This window comes from Halomonas sp. HL-93 (genome assembly GCF_900086985.1).
Classification (GTDB): domain Bacteria; phylum Pseudomonadota; class Gammaproteobacteria; order Pseudomonadales; family Halomonadaceae; genus Vreelandella.
Map to the genome: position 1 here is coordinate 35,523 of NZ_LT593974.1, position 26,516 is coordinate 62,038.

The following is a 26,516-nucleotide window of genomic DNA, read 5'->3' on the forward strand; positions in this document are numbered from 1 at the left end:
AGTAAACCCGTGACTGTCACGGCGAGGTCGAACAAAAGGATAAGGTACTCCATTGGAAAGCATTAGCGGTGCCCTTGGCCCCTTGTTTCTATTGATATTACTGGGCGCGGCACTGGGCGTTAAACGCTGGCCCAGCGATACGTTCTGGCCGCATATAGAGCGGCTGATCTATTTTGTGCTGTTTCCTGCCATGCTGGTGGCGACGCTGGCAACAGCGGATGTAAGCCAAGTGCCCGTTACCCGCCTGGCCCTGGTACTGCTTGGCGCGATGGCCATATTTGGCGTATTGCTGTGGCGGTTGAGAACACAGCTGAAGTTGACGCCAGCGGCGTTTACGTCGGTGTTTCAAGGTGCCGTGCGATTCAATACATACGTAGGGGTGGCCGGGGCGGCGGCTTTGCACGGCAGCGCAGGCGCTACCACTGCCGCCGTTGCGGTGGCGCTGATGGTGCCGGTGGTCAACATCATGTGCGTGGCCAGCTTTGTGGCCGCAGGTACGCTGGGTAACACCAGCCTCGGCAAAAGCATTATGGCGCTGATCAAAAACCCTTTGATTCTGGCGTGTTTACTGGGCATTGCGCTGAATCTTTCAGGCATAGGGCTTCCGGGTTGGAGCCACGCTACCGTCGACCTATTAGGCCGCGCTGCTTTGCCGCTTGGTCTGGTCGCTGTCGGCGTGGCGTTGCGCCCGGCCGCGCTGCTGCGTGTTGACCGCGGTGTGCTGGCCACTAACAGTGTCAAGCTGATACTCATGCCGGCACTGGTGCTGGGGCTCTCTTGGCTAGTAGGTCTGGATACGGTGAGCCGTGATGTCGCGTTGCTGTTTGCCGCGCTGCCTACCGCTACGTCGGCGTATATTTTGGCCCGCCAACTGGGCGGCGATGCTGAATTGATGGCGGCGATTATTACCGGTCAAACGCTGTTGGCGATGCTGACGCTGCCCGTTTGGCTTCAACTGGCGAGCGGATGAAAAACTAAATAAAAAATATTCGTGTTTGTGTTGACGCGGTAAATGAGAACGATTACATTGTGGTTGTGGCGTTTGATGAGACGCCACAGACCACGACAGAAAGCGACAGTTTCCTGTCATGGTTTCTCCCTCTCATTGCTAGTCACGGTCTTTTGCCGCTCCTTTGGAGCGGCTTTCTTTTTTCTAATCTCTGTTAGTGCCTCTCTTCTTATGCTGCCTCTTTGGCTACTTATCTTCGCTTAGCAGCTGATTTTAAACGCATGCATAGCTGAAACGTTTCTAACGCGGATAGGGCGTCATTGCTGAGGCGTGTTTTGGCGTCTACGTTTTAAAAGTGGCGCCTGAACGCGCTTTCTGACATGCATACTAACGGAGGAGTTTGCCATGAATGATACCCAAGATCTTTTCCCCACTCGCTTGGAACGAAAGTTGGGAATGTTTGAGCGCATCGACCCAGTGGTATATGGCGATGAGTCTCAGCTTGCGAATGGCCCATTGGACAGGTCGCAAATTGATGAGTATGAGAGAAAAGGCTTCCTCTCATTTGAAGGGTTTTATGATGCTGACGATATGCAGGCTTTTCTTCAAGAGCTACGTGAGTATGAAGACGATGCTGATCTGAAGCTCTCCGAAGGGACTATTCTTGAACCAGGGCGTGAAGAGATACGCACGGTGTTCGGTATCCATCAAGTATCAAAACGCTTCCAGCGCCTGACTCGAGATCCAAAGTTGCTGGCGATCGTTAAGCAATTGCTGGGCAGTGATGTCTATATCCATCAGTCACGGATCAACTATAAGCCAGGGTTCAAAGGTAAGGGGTTTGAGTGGCATTCGGACTTTGAAACATGGCATAGCGAAGACGGCATGCCGCGTATGCGTGCGCTAAGTTGTTCAATCGTCCTCACTGACAACGGCGAGTTTAACGGTCCGCTGATGCTGATTCCCGGCTCGCACCGGTACTTTGTTCCCTGTGTGGGACGAACGCCGGAAAATAACTACAAAGAGTCGCTGAAAAGCCAAGAGGTAGGGGTGCCGCCCGCGAGCAGCCTTCGCGAGATAATGCTTGAAAACGATATTGAAGCACCCAAAGGCCCAGCAGGGTCTCTGGTAATTTTCGAAAGCAATACCATGCACGGCTCCAATATCAACATGTCCTGCTGGCCAAGAAGTAACCTGTTCTTTGTCTACAATAGTGTTGAAAATACACTTCACGACCCTTACTGCGGTAACCGGCCTCGCCCAGAATTTCTGGCCAACCGCACCGAGTGGGAGCCCCTTGAGCCCCTTCAGGAGTAACCTCTTGTACATTGCCGTATTGAGCGCAAAACCTGACGGTGGCAATTGCTGACTTGCGCCAATACGGCACTTCGCGAGATTTTCGAGATTTTGAACCGCCTTCTGGACGTTGATCAAAAAATGACGCGCCTAGGATACGCACTTACAGGCCCCCTGATGCAGCAGGGGGTCGCGAATGCTAGATGTTTACCTTCCCTTCATGATTTTCTAATAAATAACGTTAGCTCCAAGGTATGAGCAAAAAATACCCCGAAACCGCCCACACTCCCTTAGCAGAGTGCGGCGCTGACTATAAACGCCTAAGTCGCTGTTAATGGTTGAATTGCGTGATATGAGGCTGCATAAGCGTCGCGCTTAGCCTATGGGAGAGGTGGTTAAACTTTGGTTGTATTTTGCGATGGCCGACTTGCTTAACCCGACGGGGGCGATTAGTTTTTAACTTGTATGATGTATGACAACTAAGAGGTTGTCACGATTTTAAGCCTCGCGAATGGGTGTTGGCACACTTCTACGAGGGAAGCATGAGGATGGTGGCGTGAAGTTTTCCAAACAAGACGTAATACAAGCGATCGGTGATGGCCTACTCTCGTTCCCGATCACCGACTTCGACGATAACGGCCAGTTCGATGAAGCCAGCTACCGCGAGCGGCTTGCCTGGTTTATTAGCCACGACATTTCAGCGGTATTCGTGGCCGGCGGCACCGGTGAGTTTTTTAACCTATCGCTGGAAGAATACCGCCAGGTGGTACGTGCAGCTGTCGATGTGGTCGATGGCAAGCTCCCGGTGATTGCCAGCGCGGGGTTAAGCGTGGCCTCGGGAAAAGCCTTCGCCAGAGCCGCGGAAGAAGCCGGCGCCGACGGCATTCTGCTAATGCCGCCCTACTTAACCGAATGCCCACAGGAAGGCCTGGTGGCCTATGCAAAGCAAATTTGCGACGCCACACCGATCAACGTTATCTACTACAACCGGGGTAACGGCATCCTCAACGCGGCGTCTGTCCAGACGTTGGCCGATGCCTGCCCGAACTTGATCGGTCTGAAAGACGGCAAGGGCGATATTCAAGCGCTGAATAAAATCATCAAGACTGTGGGCGACCGTCTGACCTATATCGGTGGCGTGCCTACCGCCGAGATTTTCGCCGAAGCGTATCTGTCGATTGGCGTTAACACATACTCCTCGGCCGTCTTCAATTTTGTTCCCGATATGGCGGTGGCCTTCTATCGAGCCCTCCGTGCTGGGGACAGCCACATCGTTAAGCAAATTACCCAAGAGTTTTTTATTCCGTTTATCGATTTACGGGATCAAAAAGCGGGGTATGCCGTGAGCCTGGTTAAGGCGGGTGCCGAGATTATCGGTCGCCCGGCCGGAGACGTTCGCGCGCCATTGACGATGCCGTCTGCCGACGAGTGTCGGCAATTAAAGCAACTAATCGATAATACGAAGTAAAAATCCTTATCAAACCGCAAAGTGATAACAAATTAACAACGAGCGAATGAGGTGAAGTTATGATCGTATCCAAAAAAATGATGACAGGCGTAGGTTCGGTAGCGCTTATGGCGGCAATAAGCGCCAGCTCTGGTACTGTCCTGGCCCAGGAACTACGCGGGAATGTCCGCGTTGTCATCGGCTCTACGTCGACCGGGGCAGACACCTATCAGAACTCCAGTTTCGTAGTGGACAAGCTAGCCGAGCATCTAGATATCAACATGAAGGTCGATGCGGTTGGGGCGAACGCGGCATTTCGCACTCTGGACCGAGATCCGCGCGGTAATACCCTGATGATCTTCCATGATTATGCCTATTTAGGCCACTTATACGGCGTGGAAGGCTTCAGCGATATCTTCGAGAAGTACGCCATTGGGCCTGCCGTATCTATTAACCCAGGCAATGCTTATCTGGTACCCAAGGACTCGCCCTACGAGAATCTGGAGGACATCATCGCTGCCGCAGGTGAAGGCGAGACAATACGTGTTGCGATCCAGCCGGGTGGCGTTTCCGAGATCGGTTTTAGCGCTTTGAAGAACGCTATCGCCATTGAGCATCCGGGGCAGGAAGATAATCTGGTCGCTGTGAACACAGGCTCCCAGTCGGACAAGAATCAGCAGCTGTTCGATGATCAAGTCGACGTTATTAATGGCTCCGTGCAAGCTAACGAGCAGTTCACTCGCTTGCCTGAAGATGATCAAAAGGCCATGCGTTTCGTTTGGTTGACGGCGAGTGAGGAAACCATAGAACAAGCGCCTGAAGATGGGCTGGGCGAAACATCGCGTGAACAGTTGTTGGAGTATGTTGAGCCTAACGTCAACGTCACCATGGGCGATGACGAAAGTTTCACTTTCGATAAGGAGTTCTTCTTCCTTTATAACAAAGACATGGACCCTGCTATCGTTGAGCAAATCGATGAGGCGCTGGCCGAGATCTACGATGAGGGCGAGATTCAGGAAACCCTGAAAGACAGTTTCTTCATCCCCAACTTCATGCCATCTGATGAAGCTGAAGCGCACTTTAAAGAGAAGGCAGAGCGTTACGCAAGTATCATCGAAAACATCAAATAAATCCTTTGGGCACTGGTGGCTTAGTTCTACCAGTGCCCTTTCATTCAGGTAGAACCGATAGAGAATAATACAGAGACAGGGTGTCTCCTGCTTATTTCCGGAGCGATTATGGAATCAGGTATATCAAGTCTGCTCAGCATCTCGGTCGATTTCGAGAACTCGCATTTGTTCTTCCCAACCATTATCAGTTGGATCATGGCCGTTTTGTTTGCCATTGTTCTAGTGGCAAAAGTAGCTCCTTTTCTAGTTGCTGTTAAGAGAGGAGAACGTTCTCTGCCTATTGTAGGTGAACCCATGGATGGATGGCGTTTTTTCGGCACGCTTGCGCTGATCGTCGCTTATTTCTATCTAATGGCTGTAGTGGGCAATCTATTCCCCTATACAGGGTATGGTTTTTTATTTGTTTCAATATTGTTCGTTCTTTTGATGTCTCTTATGTATATGCATAAGTGGACAAAGAAATCGCTCATTATTGTGGTCATTAATGCCGTTGTTGCACCTAGCTTAGTTTGGTTGATCCTTGCCAAGCTGTTTGCTATTACCCTGCCGTGATTAAAGCGAGTGCCCTATGGAATTCTTATCCTTATTTGACATAACTTTCTTTTTGCTGGCCGGGTTTGGCACGCTAGTCGGCATTATTTTTGGCGCAATTCCTGGTATGACCGCTACTATGGCGGTCGCCGTATGTTTGCCGCTAACCTATGCTCTAGGACTTCATAACGGTCTGGCTTTATTACTTGGTTTGTATGTGGGAGGCATCTCGGGTGGCATGGTGCCAGCGGTACTCATCAATATTCCCGGCACACCATCATCTATCACTACTACTTTCGATGGTTACCCGATGGCGCAAAAAGGGGAGGGAGAAAAGGCCCTGCGAATTTGTGTCATTGCTTCTGTTTTTGGTGGCCTGCTAAGTGCCGCAGTGCTTTTTCTCTTTGCGCCTTTATTGGCGGATTTTTCGATTAAGTTCTCCTATGTAGAGAAGTTCTTGATAATCCTGCTGGCACTGAGTGTCATCGCCTCGCTGTCAAACAGCATGCTGGTGGGCATTTTTAGTGGTGTGATTGGCATCTGGCTCAGCCTGATTGGTGACTACAGCACGACTGATGGTGGTAACGGCAAGACTCGCTTGATGTTTGACTTTATGGAGCCTTACCTCTTTGAAGGGTTTTCTCTGTTGCCCGTGCTGATAGGGATTTTCGGTATCTCCACAATTTTTTTAGAGGCTGAAAAGGGTGTTAAAAGTGAAGTGTCTGGAAAAAGCGTGAAGGTTAGTAAAGATTCTGGTTTTTCTTTATCAATCTTCAAAGGTAGCCTGACAAACCTTACCCGTTCTTCTTTTATAGGCACCTTTGTCGGCTTGTTGCCAGGCGTGGGTGGCAGCGCCGCCTCAGTGTTAGCGTATACCCAAGAGAAAAACTTGGCGCGTGACTCTTCTCAAATGGGTAAAGGGGCTCCCCAAGGTATTATTGCGTCAGAGTCAGCCAACAATGCGTTAACCGGCGGTGCACTGATTCCATTGTTATCGCTTGGGATTCCAGGTGACTCTACCACAGCGGTTCTAATTGGTGCTTTCACGTTGCAGGGTATTCAGGTAGGACCATTGTTCATTCCTGAAAATACTGAAACATGGTACGTCATGATGACGGCATTAGTGTTTGCCAATATCGTCATGTTTTTCCTGATGTTCTATGCCATCAAGCACATTGCCAAGGTCGTGCTGGTGCCCAAGCATATTCTCTTCCCCATTATTGTGATGATGTGTGTTGTGGGTGCTTACGCCATCAATTACGGCATTATGTTCGATGTCTGGACGCTGCTGATTTTTGGTGTAGTGGGGTACTTGATACAGAAGGTTGGATTGGAAGTGGCACCTTTGATCATTGGTTTTATCCTCGGTAGCCAAGCAGAGGTCTACTTTGTCAAAAGCCTTGAGTCGGCTGGCACATTTACCACCTTCTTCACTAAAAGCCCCATTGCCGTAGTGCTGTGGCTGCTTATTCTTGCCTCCGTGGTGTTCTCGCTCATGATGAGCCGGAAAAATCGCGCCAAGCATCAACATAACGCTGTGGGCTAGTACGAATATTAAACAGGAACGCTCATGACAAATGTTGAAAGCAAAATCATAAAAGTACACCCCGACGATAATGTCGCCATCGTGGTAGAGGCTGAAGGCATCGCAGAGGGCCAGGTGCTAGGCACCGGCGGCTTGGTTGCTAAAGGGCGCATACCCCAAGGGCATAAGTTGGCGCTCACTGATATTGCGGATAATGCGCCTATTATTCGCTACGGTGAAATTATTGGTCATGCGCTTGCCGCTATTGCCAGAGGGGAGCACGTTGATGAATCCAAAGTGCGCCTACCCACAGCACCTGCTTTAGAAGAGTTGCCGCTGGCCACTCGCCCGGCCCCTGATGTTGAGCCCCTTGAAGGCTATACCTTTGAAGGGTTTCGCAACCCCGATGGCAGTGTGGGCACTAAGAACGTGCTTGGGATCACTACCAGCGTGCAGTGTGTAGCGGGCACTGTGGATTATGTGGTGGAACGCATAAAGCGTGAATTACTACCACGCTACCCCTATGTTGATGATGTCGTAGGGCTCAACCATAGCTATGGATGTGGCGTCGCTATCAACGCGCCTGCGGCGATTATCCCCATTCGCACGCTTAAGAACATTGCCCTAAACCCGAACTTTGGCAATGAAGTGATGGTGATCGGCTTGGGGTGCGAAAAACTCCAGCCTTCAACGTTGCTCGATGACCAGCCCGTCAAAATTTATCAAAACACAGAAGCGGCGGATCCTGATGCCAATGTACTGAGCCTTCAGGATGAGAGCTTTCAGGGTTTTGGTGAGATGGTCGAGGGTATCCTGGCCATGGCTGAACGCCATCTGGAGCGTTTGAATCGCCGCCGTCGTGAAACCTGCCCCGCCTCTGAACTAAGCATCGGTATGCAGTGCGGTGGCAGTGATGCTTTTTCAGGGGTGACCGCCAACCCTGCAGTTGGCTTTGCGACCGACCTGATTGTGCGAGCCGGGGGCAGCGTTATGTTCTCGGAGGTCACCGAAGTACGTGATGCTATTCATCTGCTGACGCCTCGCGCGATTAACCAAGATGTCGGAAGGGCGCTTATTGAGCAGATGGCATGGTACGACGACTATTTGGCTCAAGGGCAAGCAGACCGCAGTGCTAATCCCTCGCCGGGCAATAAGCGCGGTGGACTCTCCAATGTGGTCGAAAAAGCGCTGGGCTCAATTATCAAATCAGGTAATTCCCCCATCGCAGATGTTATCGGGCCGGGTGAACGGCTGAGGCGCAAAGGGCTTACGTTTGCCGCCACCCCCGCCAGTGACTTCATTTGTGGAACGTTGCAACTGGCTGCCGGGATGAACTTGCAAGTGTTTACCACTGGTCGTGGTACACCTTATGGGTTGTCCATGGTGCCGGTGCTCAAGGTTTCCACCAATTCTCGGCTAGGCCAGCGCTGGCACGACATTATTGATCTGGATGCTGGGCGTATTGCGACGGGCGAGGCCAGCATCGAAGAGGTGGGTTGGGAGCTGTTCCACCTGATCCTCGATGTGGCGAGCGGGCGTAAGCAGGCTGCTGCCGACCGGCTGGGTATTCATAACGACTTGGTTCTATTCAATCCGGCGCCTGTGACCTGAAATTAATCGGTATGCCATCAGGTGGTCTCAATTATTTACGAGGTAAAAGCTGATGTTTCCTTCTATTAAGAAAATGCGTGTGGTGCCGGTAGCGGGTTATGACGGTTTCCTATTGAACTTGAGTGGTGGGCATGCGCCCTGGTTTATTCGCTGTGTGGTCATACTAGAGGATGATGCCGGTAATCAGGGGGTTGGCGAAATCCCTTCAAGTGCTGGCATTCTTAAGGGGCTCGAGCAATGCCGGTCCCTTATACAAGGCTCTAAAGTTAGTGATATTAAGCAGACGCTAAATAAAGCGCGCTTACTGTTAGCCAAAAATGGGCGAGAAGAGCGAGGCCGCCAGACATTTGATTTACGCGTTGCCGTACATGTCATTACGGGCCTTGAGGCGGCGTTATTTGATCTGTTTGGACAAACGTTGCAGATACCTGTTGCCGATTTACTTGGTCAATATGGCCGTCAACGCGATGAGGTTGAAGCGTTGGGCTATTTATTCCTGCTCGGTGATCCAGCAAAAACCGATTTGCCTTATCCCAAAACGAGTACCCCGAAAGACGCCTGGGACGAAGTGCGCTATCAGGAAGCGTTAACCCCGGATGCAGTCGCAAACCTAGCTAAAGCGGCTTACGAACGCTACGGCTTCAAGGACTTTAAGCTCAAAGGCGGTGTGTTGCGTGGCGAAGAAGAGGCCGATTGTATCCGCGCTTTGCATGATGCCTTCCCTGAGGCGCGCTTGACCCTTGATCCAAACGGCGCCTGGACGCTTGACGAGGCGGTCAGGGTACTAGACCCCATCAAGCACTTGCTTAGTTATGCTGAGGATCCTTGCGGCCAAGAAGAAAGCTACTCAGGCCGAGAAACCATGGCCGAGTTTAAAAAGCGTACCGGGCTGCCCACCGCGACCAATATGATTGCAACTGATTTTAAGCAATTGCAGTATGCCGTTCAGCTCAATGCCGTGGATATCCCGCTCGCCGACTGTCATTTCTGGACCATGCAGGGAGCCGTATCGGTAGGTGAGCTTTGCAATGAGTGGGGGATGACCTGGGGGTCACACAGCAACAATCACTTCGATATTTCGCTGGCCATGATGACCCACGTGGCAGCCGCCTGTCCGGGGGAAATCACCGCTATTGATACCCACTGGATTTGGCAAGATGGCCAACGTATCACCAAGGATCCGTTCCAGATACGTGACGGGAAAATACAGGTGCCTTCAACGCCAGGCCTTGGCGTTGAGCTGGATGAGGACAAGTTGATGGAAGCCCATCGACTCTATCAAAGCCTCGACGTTACCCAGCGCAACGATGCCGCGGCCATGCAGTTCTTAATTCCAGGGTGGGAGTTCAATCCCAAAAAGCCTGCGCTTGTTCGCTAAACATTAATAATCGGTTGCATCCACACCTTTTAAAAATTAGTGGAACATGCGAATAGTTACTAGTCTTTGCCATTATAGGCGAATGATATATTAAATATTATTAGATATACTGAGGTTAAGCTTCATGGTTATTAGTACTCATACTCCTACGATTGTTGAGTATCAAGTTATTCCAGTTGCTGGTCGTGACAGTATGCTGCTCAATATTGGTGGTGCGCATGCCCCTTTTTTTACTCGCAACATTCTTGTTCTTAAAGATAGTTCAGGGAATCTGGGTGTTGGCGAAGCGCCTGGTGGGGAAACTATTCTGCACTCGCTTGAAAAAGCCAAACCTTTTATTGAAGGGCAATCAATCGGAAAGCTGCGCTCGATAGTGGCTTCTGTTAGTAAGCAAGGTCAAATGGCTGATTTTGAGGCTTTTGGTAAGGGAGCGTGGACGTTTGAGTTAAGAGTAAATGCAGTTGCTGCCCTTGAAGCGGCTTTACTCGATCTTATGGGTAAGCACCTTGGTGTACCGGTGGCAGAGTTACTTGGGGAAGGTAAACAGCGTAACAGAGTTGATGTGTTAGGTTACCTATTCTTTATCGGTGATGGAAGCGCTACTCCACTAGATTTTCGGCAATGTAGAACATCTAAGGGCCACGAATGGTATCGGATGCGGGATAAAAAGGCGCTTACATCATCAAGTATTGTCGAGCTTGCTCAGGCCGCACAAGATAGATATGGTTTTCGTGACTTTAAACTTAAGGGCGGGGTGCTGGCCGGAGAAGACGAGATTGAAGCAGTTACTTCTCTTTCAAAAGCCTTTCCAAACGCTCGCACCACGATTGACCCAAATGGTGCATGGTATCTTGAAGAAGCAATACAATTATGCCGTGGTATGAAGGATGTTTTGGCTTATGTAGAAGACCCTTGTGGTGCAGAACAGGGATTCTCGGGGAGGGAGATATTATCGGAATTTCGTCAGGCCACAGGTATACCGGTAGCTACTAACATGGTGGCAACCAACTGGCGGGAAATGGCGCATGCTTTAATGCTGCGATCAATAGATATTCCACTCGCGGATCCTCATTTTTGGACATTATCCGGCGCCGTTCGTGTATCGCAGCTCTGTGCCAATCACGGCATGGTGTGGGGATCGCACTCTAACAATCACTTTGATATTTCGTTGGCAATGTTTGCTCATGTTGGGGCTGCTGCAGTGGGAGAAATTACGGCGCTTGATACACATTGGATTTGGCAAGAGGGAGATGTCCAGTTAACCAAAAAGCCACTTGAAATTATCAATGGCAGCATTGAAGTTGTTGATGAACCTGGCTTGGGGGTTGAAATTGATATGGAAGCTGTCATGCAGGCTAATAAGCTTTATCGTTCGCTATCTAGCGGGGCGAGAGATGACTCAAAGACAATGCAATACTTGATTAATAATTGGTCTTTCGATGCCAAAAAACCCGCGCTTGTCCGCTAAATATTAATATTCGGTCGTATCCACACCTTAGTATCCTCCGGCTATAGAGACCGGGGTATTACCATACTAATTTTATGTAAGCGATCCAATAAACCCATCTACCTAATCTCGTGAGGGCTGATCACACTGGTGATCTCTTTGGTTTTGGAGATCGTCATGACCTGTGAACTCAACCCCACTCAGGCCTTTTGGTTGGGCCATCTCTATCATGCCTCAGCGCTGAATATGCCGTTAAGTGATTACGCCGACTCACAAGCGTTACCCCTCACCGACCTGCTGACATGGGAGAAGCGGTTAAGCGTGCAAGGCTTGCCGGTGCCACCACGCTGCCGTCCCGCGCGGTTTTTGTCGGTGGAGGTGGTGACATGATCCGCCCTGGTACCGACCTGACGGTTTATTTATGCCGCGAACCCGTGGATATGCGCAAGCAAATCGATGGGTTGGCCTTGCTGGTCCAGGAGGCCATGGACTTGAACCCGTTCGATCAGGCGCTGTTTGTGTTCGGCAACCGCCAACGCGATAAGGTGAAGCTGCTATTCTGGGAACGTAACGGCTTTGTGGTGTGGTACAAGCGCCTGGAGCGCGAGCGATTTAAATGGCCAACGCATCTGGAAGGCGACACGGTGACGCTGACCGGTCAGGAACTGAACTGGCTGCTGGATGGCGTTAACCTTAAGGCCATGCAACCTCATAAAGCGTTGTATTTTCAGCAGGTTGGTTAGTTTTTTCTCCTGTCTCAGCGGTGTTTTTGGTATACTCGGTAGTATGCAAAACGCCGATTCTTCCTCGCCAACGATCTCCCAGCTTGAGCGCAAGCTGGCCGCTGCTGACGCTGAAAATGCGCGGCTATTGGCGTTGATGGAGAAAAAAGAAGCCCAGTGGGAAGCCACCAAACAATCGCTGTTTGAACAGTTCCGGCTGGCCCTGGAGCGTCAGTTCGGTCCTTCCACCGAGAAGTATCAGGTGGATCAAAAGGACCTGCTGATCAACGAAGCCGAAGTGGCGGTTGACGAGGAAGACGGCGACACCGACGCAGCGGACAACGAGGCGGTTAATGACACCGTGGCCGAGCCCACGGCGCCGGCGAAGAAACGCCGCTCTCGGGGTGGCCGGGTAGCGTTGCCGCCCGAGCTTCCACGGGTTGAGGTGGTGCATGATCTCCCTGAAGAGGCACGTCACTGTCAGGATGATGGCACCGCGCTCACGGTCATCGGCGAAGAAGTGAGCGAGGAACTGCACGTCGTGCCCGCCTGGGTGGAGGTGATCCGTCATGTGCGACGTAAGTATGCGTGCCGAACCTGCGAAGACGGCGTCAAGACTGCCCCGGCGCCCGCTAAGTTACTGCCGAAAAGCAATGCCAGCGCCACGCTGCTGGCCTATGTCGCCACCGCCAAGTACCAAGACGCCTTGCCGCTGTATCGGCAAAGCCAGATTTTTGCCCGCCATGGGGCGGAGATCCCCCGCAATACGCTGGCCCGGTGGATGGTGCAGGCCGGTGAACGCATCGCCCCGCTGATCGAGACGCTACGCCGACACCTGCTCCGTTCCCTGCTGATCCATATGGATGAAACGACGCTCCAGGTGAACCAAGAAGCGGATCGCAAAGCCAGTGCCACCTCTTACATGTGGGTGCAGCGCGGGGGGCCGCCAGGCCAACAGGTGGTCTTGTTCGATTATGACGCCAGCCGTGCCGGGCGAGTGCCTGTGCGCCTGTTGGGTGACTATGCAGGTCGCTTGGTCACCGATGGCTACGAAGGCTACGCCGAGGTGGTGCGTCGCAATGGGATCACCCAGGCGGGCTGTTGGGCACATGCACGGCGCAAGTTCGTCGAGGCGCAAAAAGTGCAGCCCAAAGGCAAAACCGGCAAAGCGGACTGGGCGCTGAACCAGATCCGTAAGCTGTACGGCGTGGAAAAACAGGCCAAAGCACTTGAGCCCGAAGCACGCCACAGGCTGCGTGAGCAGAAGAGCCAACCCTTAATCGCTCAACTGCGCACCTGGCTCGACAAGTCACTGGCGCAGGTGCTGCCTAAAAGTGCGCTGGGAAAAGCCCTGCACTACCTGGATCATCAGTGGCCGCGCCTGACCCGGTTCCTCGATGATGGCCTGATCCCGCTGGACAACAACCCGGCCGAAAATGCCATCCGCCCGTTCGTCGTCGGCCGCAAAAACTGGCTGTTCAGCCATACGCAGAGCGGCGCTCACGCCAGTGCGGCGATCTACAGCCTGATCGAAACCGCGAAAGCCAATGGCCTCTCGCCCTACGACTACTTACAACACGTCTTCAAGACACTGCCCACCCTCAACGATGATGAACTGACGACGCTGCTGCCCTGGCAGTGGAAAGAGACCTTACCGGTCTAAGCGAAGCTTGCATAGATGGGGTTTATGGCGCGCTTACAATTTTATTATCAGATAGTTATCTCTTGCTCTGCGGTTTTTTAAGCAATTCGCGGGGTTAAACTTTGGTCGTGTTTTACCCATCGCGACTTGCCTAACGACAGGCGTGTGACTAGCTTTCATTTGTATGATGTATTACAACTGCTGCTTTGCGTAGAGTCTAACCTCGACGCGACGCACTTGGACAAGGACGGCATGAGGATGGTGGCGTGAAGTTTTCCAAACAAGACGTAATACAAGCGATCGGTGATGGCCTACTCTCGTTCCCGATCACCGACTTCGACGATAACGGCCAGTTCGATGAAGCCAGCTACCGCGAGCGGCTTGCCTGGTTTATTAGCCACGACATTTCAGCGGTATTCGTGGCCGGCGGCACCGGTGAGTTTTTTAACCTATCGCTGGAAGAATACCGCCAGGTGGTACGTGCAGCTGTCGATGTGGTCGATGGCAAGCTCCCGGTGATTGCCAGCGCGGGGATAAGCGTGGCCTCGGGAAAAGCCTTCGCCAGAGCCGCGGAAGAAGCCGGCGCCGACGGCATTCTGCTAATGCCGCCCTACTTAACCGAATGCCCACAGGAAGGCCTGGTGGCCTATGCAAAGCAAATTTGCGATGCCACACCGATCAACGTTATCTACTACAACCGGGGTAACGGCATCCTCAACGCGGCGTCTGTCCAGGCGTTGGCCGATGCCTGCCCGAACTTGATCGGTCTGAAAGACGGCAAGGGCGATATTCAAGCGCTGAATAAAATCATCAAGACCGTGGGCGACCGTCTGACGTATATCGGTGGCGTACCTACCGCCGAGATTTTCGCCGAAGCGTATCTGTCGATTGGCGTTAACACTTACTCCTCGGCCGTCTTCAATTTTGTTCCCGATATGGCGGTGGCCTTCTATCGAGCCCTCCGCGCTGGGGACAGCCACATCGTTAAGCAAATTACCCAAGAGTTTTTTATTCCGTTTATCGATTTACGGGATCAAAAAGCGGGGTATGCCGTGAGCCTGGTTAAGGCGGGTGCCGAGATTATCGGTCGCCCGGCCGGAGACGTTCGCGCGCCTTTAACGATGCCAACGATGGCAGAGCGCCAAACACTTGCGCGCATCATTGAAAGCCAGAAAAGCAACTAGTACTTAACAATAACTGACGCTAAGAGGAAACATCATGCATAACTACAAATCTAATATTAAGCGCCTTACTCTTGTTTCTGTGGGCGCACTCAGCGTGCTCTCGTTATCTGTTCAAGCGGCTGAATGGCGAGGCTGGAATATCCATCCTGAGGGTTATCCTAACTCTGACGCGCTGGAGTCGTTTGCTGAAAAAGTGGCAGAACGTACCGAAAACCGCATTGAGCCACGCGTGTACCACAATGCCGTTTTAGGCGATCAGCCTGATGCGATTGAGCAAACGCGTAATGGCGCTCTTGATTTCGCTAACTTCAACATGGGGCCAATGGGGCCGATCGTAAAAGAGACCAATGTGCTCTCGCTGCCCTTTTTGTTTACCGGCCGCGAGCATATGTATGAAGTGATGGATGGTGAGATTGGCGACCGGTTTGCCGATGCGTTGGAAGAAGAAGGGTTGGTCGCGCTGTCCTGGTTTGAGTCCGGCGCACGCAGCTTATATAACACCGAAAAAGCGATTGAGACGCCCGAAGACGTAGAGGGTTTGAAAATTCGGGTAATGAACAATGACCTGTATGTCGACATGATTGAGGCATTGGACGGTAACGCAACCCCCATGTCATACGGTGAAGTTTATCAATCTTTGACAACCGGGGTGCTGGATGGCGCAGAGAATAACTTTCCATCATTTGAATCAAGTAACCACTACGAGGTTTCACAATATTATTCGTTAACGGAGCACTTGATTATTCCTGAGTGCCTATGTATTGCAAAATCCAAGTGGGACGAACTCTCAGACGAAGATAAAAAGATTGTTGAAGAAGAGGCCTTAGCCGCTGCTGAGTTACAGCGTGAGCTATGGTCCGAAGGCTCAAAAGAAAGCCGCAAGATTGTAGAAGACGCTGGTGTTGAAATTAACGAAGTCGAAGACAAAGAAGCATTCCAAGAAAAGATGCAGCCTCTTTATGATGAGTTTATCGAAGAGAATCCAGATCTCGAGTCGTTGATTACCGATATTCAAGACACGATCTGATTATCAGGACATGCCCCCTGGCGTTTTTCCAGGGGGCAGTAGGAGGCTAATGTGAACGACATCTCCGAGACTCATCCAGACCCGGCCGATAAAGAGCCAAGCTTGCTAGACAAAGTGCTAGACGGGGCAGCTAGGACCTGTTTAATCATTGCAGGTGTTTTATTAGTGTTGCTGATTATTTTATTTGGTTGGCTTGTGTTTGGACGCTATGTACTAAATAACACGCCAACGTGGGTAGAGCAGGCGTCACTATTAATTGTTGTTTATATTACTTTTCTTGGGGCAGCAGCAGGCGTAAGAAATAATAGCCACTTAAATATTGAGTTTATTCGCGAAGGACTTCCCGCCTTTTGGAACAAGCTTTTCCATGCCATCGCTGATTTGTTTGTTATTGGTTTTGGCATCTTTATGACTCATCAGGGGTCGCTGTTGGTGCTTAACAACCTGGAGCGTGCCATCCCAATGATTGGTTTGTCTGAAAGCTGGAGAGCTGCGCCATTAGTCATTTGTGGTGTGCTGATGGTGGTGTTTGCGACTGCCGACATGTTGGGAAGAGTCACTAACAGCCGTCTTAAATAAGGAGTCATCATGGGCCTCGCTATTCTTTTCGGGCTGTTTTTTTTAGGCCTTATTGTAGGTGCTCCCGTCGCCTTCGCGGTTGGTTTGGCGGCAGCCGTCACCTTTATTTATGAGGGCCTGCCTTTATTTGTGGCCTTCCAGCGCATTTTGTCGGGCATCTCAGTGTTTTCGCTGCTGGCGATACCGTTTTTTATCTTTGCGGGTGAATTGATGCTTCAAGGCGGTATTTCAGTGCGCCTTGTGCGTTTAGCATCTGCCATGGTGGGTAAAGTCAGAGGCGGTTTGGGCCTAGTGAATGTCAGCTCATCAATGCTGTTCGGAGGGATCTCAGGCTCGGCGGTGGCGGATACATCCGCGCTGGGTTCATTGCTGATCCCGGTGATGAAAGAAAAAGGTTATGACGCCGACTATGCGGTCAATGTCACGGTGACCTCTTCCGTGGCCGGTGTCGTGATTCCCCCAAGCCACAATATGATCTTGTACGCCGTGGCGGCGGGTGGAGGCATTTCAGTCACCCAGCTATTCATTGCCGGCATAGTGCCAGGGATTTTAATGTGTTTGATCCTGGCAATTGCAGCCTACCTTGTGGCGGTAAAACGCGGCTATAAAGGGGAGGAATTTCCTGGCTGGCAGGCGTTGTTATTTAGCCTTGTTGCTGCTGTGCCTGGCTTATTAACGGCCGTCATTATTGTGGGAGGCGTACTCTCAGGCGTATTGACGGTGACCGAATCAGGCGCGTTTGGGGCGATCTACGCCATTCTCGTGACAGCATTCGTTTACCGTGAGCTACGTTGGGAATCCTTTAAAAAAGCTGTCTATCAAGCCGTTAAAACCACCGCACTAGTAATGATCTTAGTCGGTTGTGCGTCCGCGTTTTCCTACTTATTGGCGCTTTATAACGTCCCGGAACTCCTGATGGACGCGTTATCGGCCATTTCCGATAACCCCATTGTCATTCTGTTGATGCTCAACCTGATTTTGCTAGGGCTAGGCATGATCATGGACATGGCAGCGCTGATTTTAATCTGTACGCCTATTTTCCTGCCAGTGGCAACACAGTCGGGCATGGACCCTATTCAGTTTGGTGTAATGCTGATGATGAATCTCGGTTTGGGGCTATGTACGCCGCCAGTAGGCGCTTGCCTTTATGTTGGGTGCGTGGTGGGCAAAATTCGTATTGAAAAAGCGGTTCGCACGATCTGGCCCTTCTATTTAGCTCTGTTTGCAGCGTTGATGCTGGTGACTTACGTCCCCGCTGTTTCGCTTACGCTGCCCGGTTTTTTTGAGTAGTTGTGCCGTTTACCCCCGCTTTTAATAAGGAATCTGCGATATGAAGGTGCAGTCCATTCGCACACACTTGCTGGATTACGCGCTCGGCACCCCTTTTGAGAGTGCTTCGATGCAGTTTTCCAGGCGTCAGCACTGCCTGGTCGAGATTATCTGTGACGATGGCACGGTGGGTTGGGGCGAGTGCCTAGGCCCGGCCAAGCTCAACGCCGCTGTAGTGGCGGCTTATGCGCAAAACTTAGTCGGGCAAGATCCACTACAAACAGAGCATATTTGGATAACTCTCTATAACCAGTTGCGTGACCAGGGTCAGCGCGGGCTCACCGTGACGGCATTGAGCGGTATCGACATCGCGCTTTGGGATATCAAAGGCAAGCACTTTGGCGTGCCGATTTCCACCCTGCTAGGCGGCAGGGTGCGAGAAAGCGTGCGTGCTTACGCGACCGGCTCATTCCGGCGTTACGGGGTTGATCGTGTAACGGACGTGGCTGAAGAGGTAGCCGGTTATCGCCGTGAGGGATTTCATGCGGTGAAGGTGAAAATTGGCTTTGACGTTGAGGAAGACCTTGCGGTGATTGCCGCCGTCCGTGAAGCCATCGGCCCTGATATGCGCCTGATGATCGATGCCAACCATGGTTACGACGTGTTGGAAGCCGTGGAGGTGGGCCAACGTGCGGCTCAATGGGGCGTCGATTGGTTTGAAGAGCCGGTGATTCCCGAGCAGCTATCAGCGTACCGCGCCGTGAAAGCAGGTCAGCCTATACCGGTGGCTGGCGGCGAAACGTGGCATGGTCGCTACGCGATGCAAGCGCCGCTTGAAACGCGGGCGGTGGACATCGTTCAGCCAGATATCTGTGGCGTTGGCGGTTTTACCGAGATACGTCGCGTGGCCGATATGGCGGATTTGCACGGCGTGCGTCTTATCCCCCACGTGTGGGGGACGGCGGTGTGTATTGCCGCCAGCCTGCAATTTATGGCGGCGTTATTACCTAACCCGCCGCGGCGTGAACCACGCCCGCCCATTCTCGAATTTGACCGTACGGAAAACCCTTTCCGGCAAGCCGTGGTGAAAACCCCGATCGAACACCACCAAGGTATTGTGAAAATACCCGACGGCCCAGGGTTGGGTATCGAAATTGATCGCCAGGCACTTGAAACCTATGCCATGAAGGAGGTGTAAGTTGGCCCTCATTCCAGATAATACCCGGCCGCTCGACGGCCCTAAGCCAGCGTTAGCAACGCCGCCGGGGGCAACCGACTGCCATATCCATCTCTATCTCCCGGGCTACGAGGCACAGCCCGGCGGGCCTCAAATACCGGAGCTTGCAACCGTTGAGCACTACCGGCGCGTGCAGAAGCGTTTGGGCCTTGAGCGCGTTGTGGTTACCCAGCCGAATGCTTATCAATTTGATAATGCCGCCCTGCTTGAGAGCCTGAAAATACTTGGCCCGAGTGTGGCACGAGGCGTTGCCGTGGTAAGCCCCGATACACCCGTACAGAAGCTTGAGGAGTGGCATGCGGCGGGAGTCCGCGGGGCGCGCATTATGAACTTACCCGGTGGGGCGGTGACAACCGAGCAGATGCATGCGGTAGAGCGGCTTATTCGCCCGTTCGGCTGGCACTTAATGGTCCAGTTCAATGGATGCTATATCGATGATTACCTGGCGGACCTCAAGCGCATAGAGTGCGATTATATCATTGATCATATAGGTAAATTCATGCCCCCAGTGGGAGCAGATGACCCTCGCCTCGACGCTATTGTGGAACTGATGGACAGGGGCAATGCCTGGTTGAAAATTTGCGCGGGCTACGAGGCCAGCCAACTGGGCGGGCCTGATTACGAGGATGTAGGCCCCATCGCCAAACGCCTCGTGGCGCACGCGCCCGAACGCACACTATGGGGCAGTAACTGGCCGCATGTTGGAGTTCCGAGAAGCGAATACCCAGATGACGCTGAACAGCTTGATGTTCTTTTAGCCTGGGCAAGCGAGCCTTTCCGGCAAAAAATATTGGTCGAAAACCCGGCCCGCCTTTATGGCTTTTAAGTGATTTATCACGGTGTGTGGTGTGATTGATATATTTTATTCAAGGAGAACAACATGCTTGAACGTCTTTTAGTGACCGGCGCGGCAGGTGGTTTAGGTAGCAGCTTGCGTCCCCATCTGGCAACGCTAGCCAAACGGGTAAGGCTTTCAGATATTGCAGATTTGGGCACCGCCGATGCGCATGAAGAAGTCGTGCAGGCTGATTTATCTGACCCCCAGGCAGTAAATGCATTGGTAGAAGGCTGCGATGGGATTATTCACTTAGGCGGTATGTCGGTAGAGAGCCCCTGGGAGGCCATTCTCAGCGCCAATATTATGGGCACCTACCATCTCTACGAGGCAGCCAGAAAGCAGGGCAAGCCCCGCATCGTGTTTGCCAGTTCGAACCATGCTATCGGCTTTTATCCACGCACCACGCGAATTGATACCGACGTCGCGCACCGGCCTGACTCTCTCTACGGCGTCTCCAAGTGTTTTGGCGAAGACCTGGCCAGCCTGTATTTCCACAAGTTCAATATTGAGACGCTAAGTGTACGCATTGGCTCATGTTTCCCTGAACCAGCCGACGCGCGAATGATGGCCACCTGGATGAGCGTCGAGGACTTTATGAGCTTGCTTGAACGCGCTTTTGTCGCGCCCAAGCTTGGCAATACAGTGATCTATGGTGCTTCCCATAACCGAGAGTCCTGGTGGGATAATGGTAAGGTCGCCTTTCTCGGTTGGGCGCCTAAGGACAGCTCCGAGCCCTGGCGTGACAAGATCAACCAACAGCCTGCTCAGGATCCGGATGATCCGGCGGTTGTGTATCAGGGCGGCAAGTTCGTCGCTGCTGGCCACCCTGATGATGCCTGAAAATAGCGGGAAACTAGGCTAGGAGTGGATATGCAAAAAATGGCGAAACTCTCGCTCGATGAGGCCTGGGCCTTGAGCGTCAGCCTTCTTGAGGGTCATGGGTTTGCGGCTGTTCACGCATAGGCGATTGCCCGCCGCGTGATGGCCGCACAGCGCGACGATTGCCACTCGCATGGTTTATACCGGCTTATCGAGCAAGGGGGCTCGCCTGCCGTCTCAGCGTCGTCACGAAGCAAGGCGTCGTAGCCAGCTTGAAGGCGTTGAAATTCCGGCTGAGCTACATGAAGCATTGACAAAGCTGCTTAACGCGGTGGCTCAATAGCCTCGCTGATAAAGAAAACGGCTAGGCTTACAGACGAACAGCCTTCAGCCAGCTCAACAACTTATCTACGTTATTGGCAGGGTACTAGGTACCGTGCGGATAATTTGGCAAAAGGGGATCATCATGTCGACGGACCTAGCAAGCTTTAACGTCCACAAAGTCGCCAAGCAGGGTAGTCTTTCTACCCATGTCGCCGACCAGCTTGAATCGCTGATTGTGCAGGGCGATATCCCGGTGGGTGAAAAGCTGCCCACCGAGAACCGCTTGTGCGACTCATTTGGCGTTAGCCGCACGGTCATTCGCGAGGCGATCACCCATTTGAAGTCGCTGGGGATGGTGGAAACCCGCCGTGGCGTAGGTACCACCGTACTGCGCGCAACTGCGATTGAGGCGCGCCCCGCCGAGCGTATCAACCCCACCACGGTGGCCGATATTCTCCACGTGTTGGAACTGCGCCTAGCCATGGAGCCCGCGGCGGCAGAGCTTGCCGCGCTGCGCTATGACGATAACGACGAGAAACGTCTGAAGCAGACCCATGTGGCTTTCATCGACGCCCACGCGGCGAAGTCCCAAGCGCGGGTGGAAGACTTTGAGTTTCACCATGCCATCGCCAAAGCCACCAAAAATCCCATCTTCGATACTTTTTACGAGCAGCTTAGCCAGAGCGTGATCCCCCGCGCCAAGCTGCTGAGTATCGATATTAATCCGCAGGCCGCGGAGCGCTATCTGGAGCGCGTTCACGAAGAGCATACCTTCATTCTTGAAGCGATCTTGTCTCGTGATCCTGACGCGGCCAAAGAAACCATGTTTCAGCACCTTAATCGGGCACGGAACATGTACGCGCAATATCAGCCAACCAAAGGGAGTGAATGATGACACTGCAAGGCACATCGCTGATTGGGCAGCAAGCAGTCAAAGGAAGCCGCGCGGTTATCCAAGCCGTGAACCCAGCCACAGGCGAGACACTGCCCCCTGAATACACCGGTCTCGGTCAAACGGAGGTGGAGCAGGCCTGCGCGCTGGCAGAGGAAGCCTTCGATAGTTACCGTGAGACCACACTAGACGCTCGCGCTACCTTCCTTGAGACCATTGCCAGCGAGATCGAAGCGTTGGGTAGTGAATTGGTCGAACGCGCCATGGCCGAAACCGGCCTGCCTCAAGCCCGTATCGAGGGCGAGCGCGGCCGCACCTGCGGCCAGTTGCGCCTGTTTGCCTCCGTGGTACGCGCGGGTGAGTGGCTGGACGTACGCATCGACCCGGCGCTGCCAGATCGCCAACCAATGCCGCGTGCCGATCTACGTCAGCGCCATATCGGCCTGGGGCCGGTAGCGGTGTTCGGTGCAAGCAACTTCCCGCTGGCCTTCTCGGTTGCCGGTGGCGATACCGCCTCGGCGCTCGCGGCGGGTTGTCCGGTGATTGTCAAAGGCCACTCGGCGCATCCGGGCACGTCCGAGCTGGTCGGCCATGCCATTCAAAAAGCGGTGAAAGCCTGCCAACTCCCCGAAGGCGTCTTTTCGCTGCTGTTTGGCGCGGGCAATGAGATTGGCCAGGCGCTGGTGGCCGACCCACGCATTCAGGCGGTCGGCTTTACCGGTTCGCGTAGCGGCGGAACCGCACTGATGAAAACCGCGCAAGCCCGCCCTCAGCCGATCCCCGTTTACGCTGAAATGAGCAGTATCAACCCGGTGTTCCTGCTCCCCGAAGCGCTTAAGGCACGAGGCAAAGCCCTGGGTGAAGCCTTTGTAGGCTCGTTGAACATGGGTGCCGGTCAGTTTTGTACCAACCCTGGGCTAGTGATCGCGGTCAAAGGCGCCTCGCTGGACGCCTTTATCGACGCCGCCCGCGATGCGGTAACGCAAAGCGGCGCGCAAACTATGCTGACACCAGGCATTCACCGTGCCTACCAGCAAGGCGTTGAGGCCCTAAGCGGCGAAGGCAAGGTGCGCGAAATCGCCCGTGGCCAAAGCGGCGGTGACTATCAGTGCCAAACCGGCTTGTTTGCCACCTCGGCGAGCGACTTCCTTGATTCAGAAGCGCTTCAAGCGGAAGTATTCGGCGCTAGCTCGCTGGTGATCGAGTGCAACGATGCAGCAGAAATGAAGCAGGTGGCCGAGCAGCTTGAGGGCCAACTGACCGTAACATTGCAGATGGACGATGCCGATATTGACGCGGCCAAAGCGCTGTTGCCTACCCTGGAGCGTAAGGCCGGGCGGATTCTCGCCAATGGCTGGCCAACGGGTGTTGAGGTGTGCCATGCCATGGTGCACGGCGGTCCGTACCCGTCTACCTCTGACAGCCGCACTACCTCGGTGGGCAGTGCGGCGATTAAGCGCTTTTTGCGCCCGGTCTGCTATCAGTCGCTGCCAGCGGCGTTGCTGCCGGAGGCCCTGCAGGAAGACAACCCGCTTAAGGTCAGCCGCCTGGTGGACGGCAAACGCGAAGCCTAAGCAAGCCCATGGCGCTATCTGAAAAGCGCCGTTAGATAAGTACTCAACTAAGCGGCCTGCGGGCCGCTTTTTATTGCTTTTTTGTTTAATAGGTCAGGTAATGACAATAAATGGCATCTTAATGCGAGATAATTTTTTACCCGCTAAACTGTCACTGCGATAAAAGCCAGTCGCGAAATTTCATTAAAGGAGAAAAATCCCGTTTTTCGGGTGGGTATAATAAATAATAACAACGGCTGCTATTGAGGCTGCTGACTAATGGAATCGTCAATCTTCCCTCCTGGAGCTCTTCCTCTACCAAGCAACGCGCGACTAAGGCAATCCCAATACCGGCTGTCGCCGCCTGTATTAAATGGGTTGAGAACTCAAAGTGTGGCCCGAGACGCATGTAAGCGAGTGGTAAACGCTGAGCAGTAAACCATTGATGCCAAGCTTCTGACCTAACCGCAATCTGTAGCAACAAATGATGACTAACATCAATTGGTTGTTTAATAGGGTGTTTTGCAAGAAGGCTTGGGCTCGCGACGAGCACCATTTCTTCCTTGATTAATGAATGCGACACCAGCCCGGGCCAAGGCTCAGTGCCTACATTAATGGCAGCATCCATGCCTGATTCGGCAAGGTCGTACTCGCCTATGCGTGTGTGGATATGGAGCATGATGCCTGGATGATGTTGGTAAAACATCGCTAGGCGGGGTAGCAACCAGCGCGAACCAAACGTTGGCAGTATGGCAAGGTTGAGTGAACTCACTCCCTTTCGGAAAGCGCTTACGCGGGCCGTGGCCCCGTTAATACGCGCTAATGCGGAAGCAATGTCATGTGCATACATCGACCCAACGTCTGTTAGCTGGATGCTCTTGCCTTGACGTTCAAATAGCCTCACCTCCAGCTGGTTTTCAAGTGCTTGAATTTGGCGGCTAATAGCACTTTGGGTCAGGTTGAGCTCACTCGCAGCCCGGGTAAAGCTTTGGTGCCGAGCGGCGGCATCGAAGGCCAGTAGCATCGACATAGAAGGAGAGAGTCGATGTATATTCATTCGGAAACCTCATGAATAGGCTGAATAATGGTTGATTGTTGGAGGGTGGGGTGCTCTTTAAAATGACGTCACATCATTTAAGCATGTCTGGGTGAAATAATGGCGTCTTCAGCTCCAACAAGTAAAAAAGTAGCTCCTTGGCCCTCTTTTCTGGCCTCTAGGCGATTATCGCGTATTTATTGCCTTGATGATTTTGAGCCAGCCGCTAGACGACATTTGCCGCGGCCAATTTTCGGCTATATCTCAGGCGCGGCTGAAACAGAAGCTTCTTACCGCGATAATCGAGCCGTTTTCGAAGAATATGGATTTATGCACCGCGTATTACGCGACGTAAGCAAGCGCGAGACATCAGTCACATTATTCGGAAAAACGTATTCAGCACCTTTTGGTATTGCGCCAATGGGCATTTCATCCTTGTCCGGTTATCGAGGTGATCTCGCCCAGGCTCAAGCGGCTGAGCAAGCGGGCATACCGATGATCTTAAGTGGGTCATCTTTAATTCGCCTGGAGGAAGTCGTAGAAGCCGCGCCTGATACATGGTTTCAAGCTTATTTGCCTGCCGAGGTGAGTGACATCAATCGTTTGGTTGATCGAGTCGCTCAGGCGGGCGTAAAAACATTAGTCATCACCGTAGACTCGGCGGTAGTGCCTAATCGTGAGAATAATCTTCGCACCGGCTTTAAAACGCCACTTAAACCGAATCTAAAACTCTTTTGGGATGGTGTGACACACCCGAGCTGGAGCCTAGGCACTTTTTTACGCACGTTGGCGTGTCACGGCATGCCCTACTTTGAAAACAATGCCGCCGAGCGTGGGTCCGCGATCTTATCCCGCAGTGCGGTACGTGACTTTTCTGGCCGAGAACACCTAAATTGGGAAACGTTGCGGAGTATCAGACGTCGATGGCAAGGGCAACTGGTAATTAAAGGGTTGCTGCACCCCGAAGATGTTGCCCTGGCAAGGGATCTTGGTGCGGATGGCGTCATCCTCTCAAATCATGGGGGACGTCAGTTGGATGGGGCTATTTCGCCGATGCGTGCACTCCCAAAGGCCATGGAAGTCTCAGGCGATATGAGCGTGATGGTCGATAGTGGTTTTAGACGGGCGACGGACGTCATCAAGGCACTGGCACTTGGCGCCAAGTTTGTATTTATTGGACGACCCTTCAATTATGCGGCCTCGGTAGGCGGTGAAGCTGGGGTACAGCATGCCATCGGATTATTAATGTCCGAATTACGGGCGGACATGGGAATGCTAGGCATTAATCAATTGCATGAGCTACATCCTTCAATGCTGGTGCATCTGACTCGGCCAACGTCTGATAATTAGTACCTGCCTGTGGCGAGTTTGGTCGCTGTAACATAGAGCCCGGTTACTTTGATCACTGCCGTATTGCGTTATGGGGATTTGCCACGCAAGCTGCGGTGAACGTGCCCTTCAAGGAGACCCCAATGCAGCTCTACCTGAACGCGACGTCGCCCTACGCCCGTGTAGCTAGGATTTGCCTGTATGAAAAGCAGTTGATCGAGCGCACCGAACTTTGCTGGTGCGACCCCTGGGCGTCGGATAGCGATCTGTTACAAATTACCCCGCTTAGCCGTATCCCCACGCTGGTGACCGATGAGGGCGAGGTGCTCACCGAGTCGCTGCTAATAGCGCTTTACCTAGACGCCCAAGGCGAGGGTGAATCTCTGCTGCCGCAAGCGGCTCTCGCGGAAACCCTGGCGTTCGCCGGGCTAGGACACGGCTTAATGGAGGCGGCGTTCAACGTGGTCATTGGCCGCAAGCACGGCGGCCATGAAGTCGATACAACGCTATTGGGCAGCCGTCGCTTAAAAGCCATTGAGCGCACGTTGGTCACCCTGAATGCGCACCCCAGCGTGCTGGCGGGTAATGCCGAGCGCACCCTGGGGGCGATTGTGGTGGCTGTGGCGCTGGCTTACATTAGCTTTCGCTTACCGGCCTTTGATTGGCAAAACCGCTTTCCGACGCTGCATGCCTGGCAGAGCCAGGTAGTGGAGAGCGAAAGCTTTGCGCTCACGGCGTTTGAATAGCTCGA

General features: G+C 52.9%; 24 protein-coding genes. 23 read left to right on the plus strand and 1 reads right to left on the minus strand.

The window, feature by feature from the left end; translation table 11 throughout:
• Positions 1-52: 52 nt before the first annotated feature.
• The 21 genes from GA0071314_RS00190 to GA0071314_RS00290 all read left to right on the plus strand — a co-directional run bounded on the left by GA0071314_RS00190 (position 53) and on the right by GA0071314_RS00290 (position 23,421).
• Positions 53-970 carry an AEC family transporter gene (locus GA0071314_RS00190; protein ID WP_074394766.1) on the plus strand — a complete coding sequence of 306 codons (918 nt, stop codon included), beginning with the start codon at positions 53-55 and terminating at the stop codon, positions 968-970.
• 384 nt (positions 971-1,354) lie between these two features.
• The gene (gene thpD / locus GA0071314_RS00195) at positions 1,355-2,266 is read left to right on the plus strand and encodes an ectoine hydroxylase (RefSeq protein WP_074394767.1); all 912 of its coding nucleotides are present in this window, start codon (positions 1,355-1,357) and stop codon (positions 2,264-2,266) included.
• A gap of 535 nt (positions 2,267-2,801) precedes the next feature.
• The gene (gene kdgD, locus GA0071314_RS00200; protein ID WP_074394768.1) at positions 2,802-3,713 is read left to right on the plus strand and encodes a 5-dehydro-4-deoxyglucarate dehydratase; all 912 of its coding nucleotides are present in this window, start codon (positions 2,802-2,804) and stop codon (positions 3,711-3,713) included.
• Positions 3,714-3,772: 59 nt separating this feature from the next.
• Positions 3,773-4,822 (plus strand): ABC transporter substrate-binding protein, encoded by a 1,050-nt coding sequence (locus tag GA0071314_RS00205; protein WP_074394769.1) that lies wholly within the window; start codon positions 3,773-3,775, stop codon positions 4,820-4,822.
• 108 nt (positions 4,823-4,930) lie between these two features.
• The gene (locus GA0071314_RS00210; RefSeq protein ID WP_074394770.1) at positions 4,931-5,374 is read left to right on the plus strand and encodes a tripartite tricarboxylate transporter TctB family protein; all 444 of its coding nucleotides are present in this window, start codon (positions 4,931-4,933) and stop codon (positions 5,372-5,374) included.
• 16 nt (positions 5,375-5,390) lie between these two features.
• Positions 5,391-6,899, plus strand: a complete 1,509-nt coding sequence (locus tag GA0071314_RS00215; protein WP_074394771.1) for a tripartite tricarboxylate transporter permease — start codon at positions 5,391-5,393, stop codon at positions 6,897-6,899.
• 24 nt (positions 6,900-6,923) lie between these two features.
• A complete protein-coding gene (gene garD / locus GA0071314_RS00220) occupies positions 6,924-8,489 on the plus strand; it encodes a galactarate dehydratase (RefSeq protein ID WP_074394772.1) in 1,566 nt (521 codons plus the stop codon).
• A gap of 52 nt (positions 8,490-8,541) precedes the next feature.
• Positions 8,542-9,867 (plus strand): enolase C-terminal domain-like protein, encoded by a 1,326-nt coding sequence (locus tag GA0071314_RS00225; protein ID WP_074394773.1) that lies wholly within the window; start codon positions 8,542-8,544, stop codon positions 9,865-9,867.
• 124 nt (positions 9,868-9,991) lie between these two features.
• Entirely contained in the window at positions 9,992-11,335 is a 1,344-nt protein-coding gene (locus GA0071314_RS00230; RefSeq protein WP_074394774.1) for an enolase C-terminal domain-like protein, read from the plus strand.
• A gap of 156 nt (positions 11,336-11,491) precedes the next feature.
• Positions 11,492-11,704 (plus strand): hypothetical protein, encoded by a 213-nt coding sequence (locus tag GA0071314_RS00235; protein ID WP_074394775.1) that lies wholly within the window; start codon positions 11,492-11,494, stop codon positions 11,702-11,704.
• The gene (gene tnpB / locus GA0071314_RS00240; protein WP_074394776.1) at positions 11,701-12,057 is read left to right on the plus strand and encodes an IS66 family insertion sequence element accessory protein TnpB; all 357 of its coding nucleotides are present in this window, start codon (positions 11,701-11,703) and stop codon (positions 12,055-12,057) included. Before GA0071314_RS00235 ends, tnpB begins: the two co-directional genes overlap by 4 nt.
• Positions 12,058-12,100: 43 nt before the next feature.
• Positions 12,101-13,699 (plus strand): IS66 family transposase, encoded by a 1,599-nt coding sequence (gene tnpC / locus GA0071314_RS00245; RefSeq protein WP_074394777.1) that lies wholly within the window; start codon positions 12,101-12,103, stop codon positions 13,697-13,699.
• 245 nt (positions 13,700-13,944) lie between these two features.
• Complete coding sequence (gene kdgD / locus GA0071314_RS00250; protein WP_074394778.1) at positions 13,945-14,862, plus strand: 5-dehydro-4-deoxyglucarate dehydratase; 918 nt, start codon at positions 13,945-13,947, stop codon at positions 14,860-14,862.
• A gap of 34 nt (positions 14,863-14,896) precedes the next feature.
• A complete protein-coding gene (locus GA0071314_RS00255; RefSeq protein WP_074394779.1) occupies positions 14,897-15,889 on the plus strand; it encodes a TRAP transporter substrate-binding protein in 993 nt (330 codons plus the stop codon).
• A 51-nt stretch (positions 15,890-15,940) separates the two neighbouring features.
• Positions 15,941-16,468 carry a TRAP transporter small permease gene (locus tag GA0071314_RS00260; RefSeq protein ID WP_074394780.1) on the plus strand — a complete coding sequence of 176 codons (528 nt, stop codon included), beginning with the start codon at positions 15,941-15,943 and terminating at the stop codon, positions 16,466-16,468.
• 9 nt (positions 16,469-16,477) lie between these two features.
• On the plus strand, positions 16,478-17,758 hold the full coding sequence (locus GA0071314_RS00265) for a TRAP transporter large permease (RefSeq protein WP_074394781.1): 1,281 nt from the start codon (positions 16,478-16,480) through the stop codon (positions 17,756-17,758).
• Between the two features lie 40 nt (positions 17,759-17,798).
• A complete protein-coding gene (locus GA0071314_RS00270) occupies positions 17,799-18,935 on the plus strand; it encodes a mandelate racemase/muconate lactonizing enzyme family protein (protein ID WP_074394782.1) in 1,137 nt (378 codons plus the stop codon).
• A gap of 1 nt (position 18,936) precedes the next feature.
• Positions 18,937-19,800 (plus strand): amidohydrolase family protein, encoded by an 864-nt coding sequence (locus tag GA0071314_RS00275; protein ID WP_074394783.1) that lies wholly within the window; start codon positions 18,937-18,939, stop codon positions 19,798-19,800.
• 54 nt (positions 19,801-19,854) lie between these two features.
• Complete coding sequence (locus GA0071314_RS00280) at positions 19,855-20,652, plus strand: NAD-dependent epimerase/dehydratase family protein (protein ID WP_074394784.1); 798 nt, start codon at positions 19,855-19,857, stop codon at positions 20,650-20,652.
• 445 nt (positions 20,653-21,097) lie between these two features.
• Entirely contained in the window at positions 21,098-21,847 is a 750-nt protein-coding gene (locus tag GA0071314_RS00285; protein ID WP_074394785.1) for a FadR/GntR family transcriptional regulator, read from the plus strand.
• On the plus strand, positions 21,847-23,421 hold the full coding sequence (locus GA0071314_RS00290; protein WP_074394786.1) for an aldehyde dehydrogenase (NADP(+)): 1,575 nt from the start codon (positions 21,847-21,849) through the stop codon (positions 23,419-23,421). The genes GA0071314_RS00285 and GA0071314_RS00290 overlap by 1 nt, the downstream gene beginning before the upstream one ends.
• A 151-nt stretch (positions 23,422-23,572) precedes the next feature.
• On the opposite strand, the gene GA0071314_RS00295 is transcribed toward GA0071314_RS00290, so the two are convergent.
• On the minus strand, positions 23,573-24,457 hold the full coding sequence (locus GA0071314_RS00295; RefSeq protein ID WP_074394787.1) for a LysR substrate-binding domain-containing protein: 885 nt from the start codon (positions 24,455-24,457) through the stop codon (positions 23,573-23,575).
• Between the two features lie 99 nt (positions 24,458-24,556).
• On the opposite strand from GA0071314_RS00295, the gene GA0071314_RS00300 reads away from it, so the two are divergent.
• On the plus strand, positions 24,557-25,786 hold the full coding sequence (locus GA0071314_RS00300) for an alpha-hydroxy acid oxidase (RefSeq protein ID WP_074394788.1): 1,230 nt from the start codon (positions 24,557-24,559) through the stop codon (positions 25,784-25,786).
• A 122-nt stretch (positions 25,787-25,908) separates the two neighbouring features.
• Positions 25,909-26,511 carry a glutathione S-transferase family protein gene (locus GA0071314_RS00305; protein ID WP_074394789.1) on the plus strand — a complete coding sequence of 201 codons (603 nt, stop codon included), beginning with the start codon at positions 25,909-25,911 and terminating at the stop codon, positions 26,509-26,511.
• The last annotated feature ends 5 nt before the right edge of the window (positions 26,512-26,516 follow it).

Bases quoted from the DNA above. Each gene is read 5' to 3' on its own strand.
- GA0071314_RS00305 (WP_074394789.1), top strand. From the start codon at position 25,909: ATGCAGCTCTACCTGAACGCGACGTCGCCCTACGCCCGTGTAGCTAGG.
- GA0071314_RS00205 (WP_074394769.1), top strand. From the start codon at position 3,773: ATGATCGTATCCAAAAAAATGATGACAGGCGTAGGTTCGGTAGCGCTT.
- GA0071314_RS00235 (WP_074394775.1), top strand. From the start codon at position 11,492: ATGACCTGTGAACTCAACCCCACTCAGGCCTTTTGGTTGGGCCATCTC.
- GA0071314_RS00265 (WP_074394781.1), top strand. From the start codon at position 16,478: ATGGGCCTCGCTATTCTTTTCGGGCTGTTTTTTTTAGGCCTTATTGTA.
- tnpC (WP_074394777.1), top strand. From the start codon at position 12,101: ATGCAAAACGCCGATTCTTCCTCGCCAACGATCTCCCAGCTTGAGCGC.
- tnpB (WP_074394776.1), top strand. From the start codon at position 11,701: ATGATCCGCCCTGGTACCGACCTGACGGTTTATTTATGCCGCGAACCC.
- GA0071314_RS00295 (WP_074394787.1), bottom strand. From the start codon at position 24,457: ATGAATATACATCGACTCTCTCCTTCTATGTCGATGCTACTGGCCTTC.
- GA0071314_RS00290 (WP_074394786.1), top strand. From the start codon at position 21,847: ATGACACTGCAAGGCACATCGCTGATTGGGCAGCAAGCAGTCAAAGGA.
- GA0071314_RS00280 (WP_074394784.1), top strand. From the start codon at position 19,855: ATGCTTGAACGTCTTTTAGTGACCGGCGCGGCAGGTGGTTTAGGTAGC.
- GA0071314_RS00270 (WP_074394782.1), top strand. From the start codon at position 17,799: ATGAAGGTGCAGTCCATTCGCACACACTTGCTGGATTACGCGCTCGGC.
- GA0071314_RS00225 (WP_074394773.1), top strand. From the start codon at position 8,542: ATGTTTCCTTCTATTAAGAAAATGCGTGTGGTGCCGGTAGCGGGTTAT.
- thpD (WP_074394767.1), top strand. From the start codon at position 1,355: ATGAATGATACCCAAGATCTTTTCCCCACTCGCTTGGAACGAAAGTTG.
- garD (WP_074394772.1), top strand. From the start codon at position 6,924: ATGACAAATGTTGAAAGCAAAATCATAAAAGTACACCCCGACGATAAT.
- GA0071314_RS00285 (WP_074394785.1), top strand. From the start codon at position 21,098: ATGTCGACGGACCTAGCAAGCTTTAACGTCCACAAAGTCGCCAAGCAG.
- GA0071314_RS00210 (WP_074394770.1), top strand. From the start codon at position 4,931: ATGGAATCAGGTATATCAAGTCTGCTCAGCATCTCGGTCGATTTCGAG.
- GA0071314_RS00215 (WP_074394771.1), top strand. From the start codon at position 5,391: ATGGAATTCTTATCCTTATTTGACATAACTTTCTTTTTGCTGGCCGGG.
- GA0071314_RS00300 (WP_074394788.1), top strand. From the start codon at position 24,557: ATGGCGTCTTCAGCTCCAACAAGTAAAAAAGTAGCTCCTTGGCCCTCT.
- GA0071314_RS00255 (WP_074394779.1), top strand. From the start codon at position 14,897: ATGCATAACTACAAATCTAATATTAAGCGCCTTACTCTTGTTTCTGTG.
- GA0071314_RS00230 (WP_074394774.1), top strand. From the start codon at position 9,992: ATGGTTATTAGTACTCATACTCCTACGATTGTTGAGTATCAAGTTATT.